The organism is Italian clover phyllody phytoplasma str. MA1 (assembly GCF_000300695.1).
Taxonomy (GTDB): domain Bacteria; phylum Bacillota_I; class Bacilli_A; order Acholeplasmatales; family Acholeplasmataceae; genus Phytoplasma.
Map to the genome: position 1 here is coordinate 1 of NZ_AKIM01000048.1, position 6245 is coordinate 6245.

The 6245-nt window shown below is 27.1% G+C and carries 7 protein-coding genes and 2 pseudogenes; all 9 read right to left on the reverse strand.

Annotated features, from left to right (window positions below):
- Positions 1-15: 15 nt before the first annotated feature.
- The 9 genes and pseudogenes from RI01_RS02170 to RI01_RS03405 all read right to left on the reverse strand — a co-directional run bounded on the left by RI01_RS02170 (position 16) and on the right by RI01_RS03405 (position 6198).
- Positions 16-927, reverse strand: a complete 912-nt coding sequence (locus tag RI01_RS02170; RefSeq protein ID WP_017193028.1) for an alpha/beta fold hydrolase — start codon at positions 925-927, stop codon at positions 16-18.
- 31 nt (positions 928-958) lie between these two features.
- Positions 959-1365, reverse strand: a pseudogene (locus RI01_RS03295) (SVM family protein).
- Positions 1365-2198, reverse strand: a complete 834-nt coding sequence (locus RI01_RS02180; protein WP_017193031.1) for a hypothetical protein — start codon at positions 2196-2198, stop codon at positions 1365-1367. The pseudogene RI01_RS03295 and the gene RI01_RS02180 overlap by 1 nt, the downstream one beginning before the upstream one ends.
- A 62-nt stretch (positions 2199-2260) precedes the next feature.
- Complete coding sequence (locus RI01_RS02185; protein ID WP_017193032.1) at positions 2261-3457, reverse strand: AAA family ATPase; 1197 nt, start codon at positions 3455-3457, stop codon at positions 2261-2263.
- Positions 3450-4058, reverse strand: coding sequence for a hypothetical protein (locus RI01_RS02190; RefSeq protein ID WP_017193033.1), 609 nt, complete (start codon positions 4056-4058; stop codon positions 3450-3452). Before RI01_RS02190 ends, RI01_RS02185 begins: the two co-directional genes overlap by 8 nt.
- Positions 4058-4336 carry a hypothetical protein gene (locus tag RI01_RS02195; protein ID WP_017193034.1) on the reverse strand — a complete coding sequence of 93 codons (279 nt, stop codon included), beginning with the start codon at positions 4334-4336 and terminating at the stop codon, positions 4058-4060. Before RI01_RS02195 ends, RI01_RS02190 begins: the two co-directional genes overlap by 1 nt.
- Positions 4337-4368: 32 nt before the next feature.
- Positions 4369-4659: an HU family DNA-binding protein gene (locus tag RI01_RS02200; protein WP_017193035.1), complete on the reverse strand. Its 291-nt coding sequence runs from the start codon at positions 4657-4659 to the stop codon at positions 4369-4371.
- 184 nt (positions 4660-4843) lie between these two features.
- A complete protein-coding gene (locus RI01_RS02205; RefSeq protein ID WP_017193037.1) occupies positions 4844-5179 on the reverse strand; it encodes a single-stranded DNA-binding protein in 336 nt (111 codons plus the stop codon).
- A gap of 173 nt (positions 5180-5352) precedes the next feature.
- Positions 5353-6198: pseudogene (locus RI01_RS03405) on the reverse strand (DNA adenine methylase).
- Positions 6199-6245: the final 47 nt, after the last annotated feature.

Consider the following 6245-nt stretch of genomic DNA (forward strand, 5'->3'; position numbering starts at 1 on the left):
TATCTATTTGAATTTTTATACAATTTGCTCTAACCATTCTATAACATCTTGATAAACTTGTTCGTTTCCTAAATCATTAAATAAATTGTGATACATATTAGGATATATTCTTAATTCTTTATTAGATTCTGTGAGGATATCAAAAAATTCTTGGCTATTTTCTGATAAAATAACAGAATCTGCGCTCCCATGCAATAATAAAAGAGGTTGTGGATAAATATATGAATTATTTATTAAATTTTCTTGAAAATATTGAATACTTAAAACCATAGTATTTCTTACAAAATTTGGAGTTAAGAACTTTACGCTTCTAAAATTTTTCATTTCTTGTGTTAAAGGTAATCTTGATAATTTATTATATCCCCTTCCTACTGGAATTTTCGGCATATTTTTTATTACTTCTTCTTCGATAAATACATTTGCAGACTCTATTATTTTTGTTGGACCACCACTATTAATTACGCCTTCTACATCGTTATATTTATAAATATAACAATTGTTTATCATTCCGCCTAAACTATGTCCTAATAAAATATTTTTTAAATTATTTTTTTGTTTTAAAGAGTTAATTATTAAATGCAAGTCATCTATGAAAATATTAAAATTATTAATATCTGCTATATCATTAGAATTGTTTCTACTTTGCCCATGACTTCTAATGTCATAAAGTAAAACATTATAATTATTGTTATTTAAAAAATTTGATAATCTTTCGTATTCTTTTGAACTTTCAGCAATTCCATGAGTAACAACTATATTAGCTTTAGCATTCGAAACTTCTTTCAAATCTGTATGAAGACCTGTATTACGTTTTTCTAACAAAGGATAAGCGTAAATTCTTTGTTTTAAAATGACAAAGATTAAAAAAAATAATATAAATAAAAAATATTTGTTTTTATGAAAAAATTGGTTTTTTACTTTAAACATTATTTTAACTCCTTTTTTAATTCAGAAAAAATTATTTTTGTTCATATTGCCAAAAAATATACATATTTTGGGCTCCATTGCCCATATTCTTTAAATCTTCTAAAGTATATTTATCATCTTCATCATCTCTAGTTCCATTATCAAAAAAAACACCTAATAAATTACGAGGCAGATTCTTAATTTTCCAAATAATTGCAAATTCTGCTATGTTTCCGTTATAACGCGGATAAGTTAGAGTAAAATCAAAATATTGTTTAAATATTTCATGATTTTTAAGAATATTAATATTTGAGACAGTTACATGAACGATTCTCATATCACTAACAAACTCTTCATTAGGGCGGCCATTACTTGTTGATTACTAAAAATAAATAATAATCCTATAAAAATTATTAAACAAAGATAAATTATTTTAAATTGATTTTTTAATTTAATCATTACTTAAATCTCCTTTTATTTTTATTTCTCGGCTGAAGTGATTTCGTAGAGGGAGTCGAGATAGGAAGGGGGGGTGATGGGAATATTATAGCTCGTTCTAACATGTTGTTGTAACCTGTTTGTTCAGCTTCTGAATTCAATATTTTTATTTTGAGCGTACTTATTTGTCCGACTAACTCAATTTGTTCGTCTTGTAATTTTTTGATTTCTTCTTGTAAACGTTTTTTGTCATTTTCATTAGTTGTTGTTTTTAATTCTTCTTGTTTATCTTTTATATCTTTTTCTTTATTGGCTAATTCAGCTTCTTTTTGTTGAAGGCGGCCTTTTAAGATAGTAATATTGCCAGATACATTTTGAATTTGTGCTTTGATTTCTTTAATTTTATTTTCGTTTTTATCTAAAGCTTCTTTGATTTTAGCTTTTTGTTCTTGGACTTTGTAGAGTTCTTTTAATTCGGTCTCTACTTTGGTTAATTCTTGTTCCCAATTATTTTTTAGTCCTTGGTAGTTATTAATGATTTCATCGTACTTATCAATCGCTTTATCGATTTCATTGATTAATTGACCAGCGCATTTACTAGATGGTTCTTTAGGTTTATAAAAAAAACATAAGTAAATGAAACTTAAAATACCAATAATGATTAAAAAAGAAATTAAATAGTCTTTCCAAGTTGTTGTGTGTTTTTGTTTGTAAGGTATGGCGTTTTGGTAATTGATGTCACGCTTTCTTTTGAAAAAAGCGAAGACACCGAAGATAGTAGTGGCTATAATAAACCATGTAATAATCGATGAAAAATTAAAATAGCCTTTAATTAGGTCTAATGGTGATAACATAATTATTTACCTCCTTTCTTTTTAATTTCTTGTTCGATATCGTTTAAAAGGGTGTCTTCTTGTTAGATTATCATTTTGTAAGCTTGTTTTAAATCTTCTAAATTGATTTCGTTTCTTCTAGTTTCGCCTTGACCTCGGTTTTTAGCGAATATGGTTACTGTTGTTTTTAAAAGGTTTTCTAAAGTACGATTAGCTTTTAAGAATGATTGGTCATGTGGCAATTTCTCTAAAGATTCGTTAATTACTTCATATAAATATTGTTTGGCTTCTTCGCTGTAAGGATTTTTACGTTTGTTAATTAAGAATTCTAAGAAGGCTTTTCTTTCTTCTTTGTTGCCTGGCTTAACCTCGATATTGTAAGTGAATCTTGATTTGATGGCTTCATCAATTTGGTCGATGTGGTTTGTAGAACCAATAATAAAGATAGGATGTTCAGGATCATTTTCGAATGATGTCATTTCCGTTTTGAATTGGTTTACCACATTGGCGATTTCTGAACCAGCTTCTAATCCGCTTAAATCAGTAAAGATGGTTTCACATTCATCTAAGAAAATAATGGCCCCTTTTCCTTTTTGAGCTTCTTCACGGGCTGTCATAAATAAATCTTTTACTAGTTGAGGAGCAATTCCTTTATATTTTTGGGAAAAAATGGAACTGCTTACTTCAAAAAAAGGGAGATTAGTTTCTTTGGCTAAGGCTCTGGCTAAGGTTGTTTTCCCAGTTCCTGGAATTCCATACATTAAAATGCCTAAGGGCGAATCAACCTCGCCAATATTGGTATAGTTTTCTTTGTTATTAAGGTAATCAATGAATCCTTCGACTGCTTTTAATTCTTCTTTGAAACCAATTAATTGATTAAAATTAGGAAATTTTTGGTTGTTAGAAGGGGTAAATAATGGTTCTTCTTGACTATTTAATTCTTGTAAATTAGTGTTTATTGCTTCTTGGTGTTCTTTATTTATATTGGTAATTTGGTCTTGAATTTCAGCTTTATTTTGTTGTAGTTTGTCTTTTATTTTTTGGAGATTTTTATTTTGATTTTCTAATTTTTTTTGTTGGGTTATGAGGTTTGTTTCAGTTTCTGTTAAAGTTTGATGATGAATCCAAACATAACTTCCTAAACATAAAATAATTGATATTATGATGATTATGATTAAATTAGTTGAATTTTTGTTTGATTTTTTTTGATAGTCATATAAGTTCCTTTCTACAAAAAAAAGACCAATAATGAATTGGTCTTTTAATGGTTTATTAAGCATGTTGATCAATTTTAGTTTCAACAGTTCGAGTACCGCCGCCAAAGGCGTTACCGTTTTTGTCAACTAATTCGTAATCACAAATTAACTCTAATTGAGGGTTTTTATTAGTAATGATTTCTTTTTGTTCGATGCTAATTTGGATGTTAAGTGAACCGATGCCCTTATCATTTAATCTTATTTGTGGGCGTTTAGTATCATCATAATCATTGTTATCCACTTTTAAACCGACATTTAAATATTTTTCGGGATTAATAAAAGTTTGTTGTGTATCATATTTAGTTGATATTTTCAAATATAAAGGAACATTAATATCCATTCCGTCGGAGTTAAGAGTTGCTTTATGATCGAATGAAATCGTGTGAGCGTATTTTGTAGGGTTTAAATTTGGAAGTAGAAGTGGTATAATGGCTTTATCTTCGTTATTTCCGCCAGTTCTTACCACATCAAATAAAGGAATTTTGGTCGCTATTTTGATTTGTTCCTTTTTTTGTTTAAAAAAGTAATTAGTGATGGCGTAAATAGATGTAGCTACGAAAAAGAGTGCGATAATAGTTGTAATTATCGTTAAAATTTTGTTTTGGGTTTTTGTGTTTTTATTCATTATTTTGTTCCTCCTGGGATGAGAGATTTAATCAATTCAAGAGAATTATTAATTCCTGTTGTTAACCAGGGAATTTTATTATCGTAGTAAATAATAATGACTTGTAAAATAAAATGTAAAATGATCGTTATGTAAGCTATTTTTTTTAATAAATTGCGTTTTTTTATTGGGATAATAGTTATATTTTCTTGTTTAGGGTTAGTCATTGTTTTTATTTCTTGGTTTTGGTTTGTTTCGTGAGTATTGGGTTTTGTTTTTTTCTTAATGATTTTATTCATATTTAATTTCTCCTTTGTTGGTTGATATTGATTTATTCTAATGTTAAATCTTTTACTTTATTTTTAATGGTTTGAGAAAGTTTGAAAGAGACAACGGTTTTCGCAAAGATTTTGAGTTTTTTGCCTGTTTGGGGGTTTCTACCAGTGTAGGCTTTACGAGTTTTTAAAATGAATTTACCTATTTTAGAAGATAAAATTACTTCTTCGTTGGAAGTAATGGATTCTATTAGGGTATGTTCGAATGAATGGTAAAATTCTTCTGTTTTTGAAATTGAGGTTTTATTAGCCTCAGCTATTTTTTTAATTAATTCTTTTTTAGTCATTTTTAAGTTTCTCCTTTTTGTTTGGTTTATTATTTTTTTTAGTTTTGGGTTTTAATTTGCTGCGGTCTTTGAAGTAAGTACCGCGCGAGCTTTCAGTCATGGCGTCGCTCATATAATTTTTTTCTCCTTTATTTTGGTTTTCTTTTGAAAAGTTAAGATATTCAATATCGATGTTTTTTTTATCTTAAAATGGTAAATTATCAGTTTGAGGTTTATTATCTAAAAAGATGACTTTATGTACGATCACTTTTATATTTGTTTTCTTTTGACCTTCGTTGTTGTTGTATTTTTGGATAGCTAATGTTCCTTCTAGATAAATTTTAGATCCTTTATGTAAGTATTTATGAAGATTTTCAGCTTGGGTTCTAAAAACCACACAAGGAATATATTGAACTTTGTCTTTGGTTGGATTAACAGCTAATTGAAAATCTATTTTAGGGATTTGTTCGTTGTTAACCTTAAGATATTGTTTGTCAAGATCATGAGTGATACGACCTATTAATTGAACTTTGTTTAACATAATGATATGCTCCTTTTTTAAGTTTTTTTCTAATTGGTTAAATTTTTGATTTTTACGAATTCTAAAAATAATTTAATTTTCTATTTTTTGGAATTTTACGTTTCGTTTATATCAAAAATTAATCTTTGAAACAGTTTAAAGACTTGTTGAGGTCAAAAATTTAAATTGTTTTTTTAATAATTGGTAATAATGATTTCATGATTATTGTTTTTGTTTGTCAAATTATAGGTAGTACTAGATTTGATACTTTGGAAGTAATAATTTTTAAATAATGCTCTAATTTCGGGAGTATCATAATTGGTGTATAACCATTTAACTCCTCTTTTATCGGCTTTTTCGAGACAGTTGAATAATTTTACTTGTTCAGTAAAACCAAAAACTCCTTTGTAAAAAGATGATATAGTGATGTTTTTGCCGTTGTAATAAGGTGGATCAATAAACAAAAAATCATCTTTCTTAGCGTTAGTGATTATTTTTTGATAATCAGTACATAACAAGACATGTTTGTTTTTTTGAAAATGTTTTTGTAAGGAGAATAAATCATTTAAATTTAATAGGCTAGTTTTATATTTATACTTATAACCAAAAGTTGTATATAAGGATGTATTATCTTTGTATCTTAAAATGCCACGAAAACAATATTTACTTAAAATAAAGAAAAGTGATGCTTTGGTTAATCTTTTTTTCTTTTCTGTTAATGAAAGGTTATATTGGTTTAATAAGGTTTCAAAAGCTTCTTTTTGTTGTTTTTGTTATGATTTAGGATATTGATAAATAAAGTTTTCAAAAGCTAATGTTTTATTATAAAAATCTTTAAGATTGTATAAAATACTTTTCCATATTTGGATGAGTTGTGTGTCATTATCGTTTAAAATGGCTTTTTTAGGCATTAAGGATAAATATAAAGCACCACTTCCTAAAAAGGGTTCGTAATATGTTTTAAATTTTTTAGGAATTAAAGGCAAAAGATGTGGTAATAATTTCTTTTTACAGCCCACCCAATTAATGAATTTTTGCATTTTTGTCCTCTTTAAACCATAAATAAAATAAAAAAAAAATATCCGAA

What these genes read in the sequence shown, in the direction of transcription:
- RI01_RS02170 (WP_017193028.1), bottom strand. Translation starts at nt 927, where the DNA reads ATGTTTAAAGTAAAAAACCAATTTTTTCATAAAAACAAATATTTTTTA.
- RI01_RS02190 (WP_017193033.1), bottom strand. Translation starts at nt 4,058, where the DNA reads ATGAATAAAAACACAAAAACCCAAAACAAAATTTTAACGATAATTACA.
- RI01_RS02180 (WP_017193031.1), bottom strand. Translation starts at nt 2,198, where the DNA reads ATGTTATCACCATTAGACCTAATTAAAGGCTATTTTAATTTTTCATCG.
- RI01_RS02200 (WP_017193035.1), bottom strand. Translation starts at nt 4,659, where the DNA reads ATGACTAAAAAAGAATTAATTAAAAAAATAGCTGAGGCTAATAAAACC.
- RI01_RS02195 (WP_017193034.1), bottom strand. Translation starts at nt 4,336, where the DNA reads ATGAATAAAATCATTAAGAAAAAAACAAAACCCAATACTCACGAAACA.
- RI01_RS02185 (WP_017193032.1), bottom strand. Translation starts at nt 3,457, where the DNA reads ATGCTTAATAAACCATTAAAAGACCAATTCATTATTGGTCTTTTTTTT.
- RI01_RS02205 (WP_017193037.1), bottom strand. Translation starts at nt 5,179, where the DNA reads ATGTTAAACAAAGTTCAATTAATAGGTCGTATCACTCATGATCTTGAC.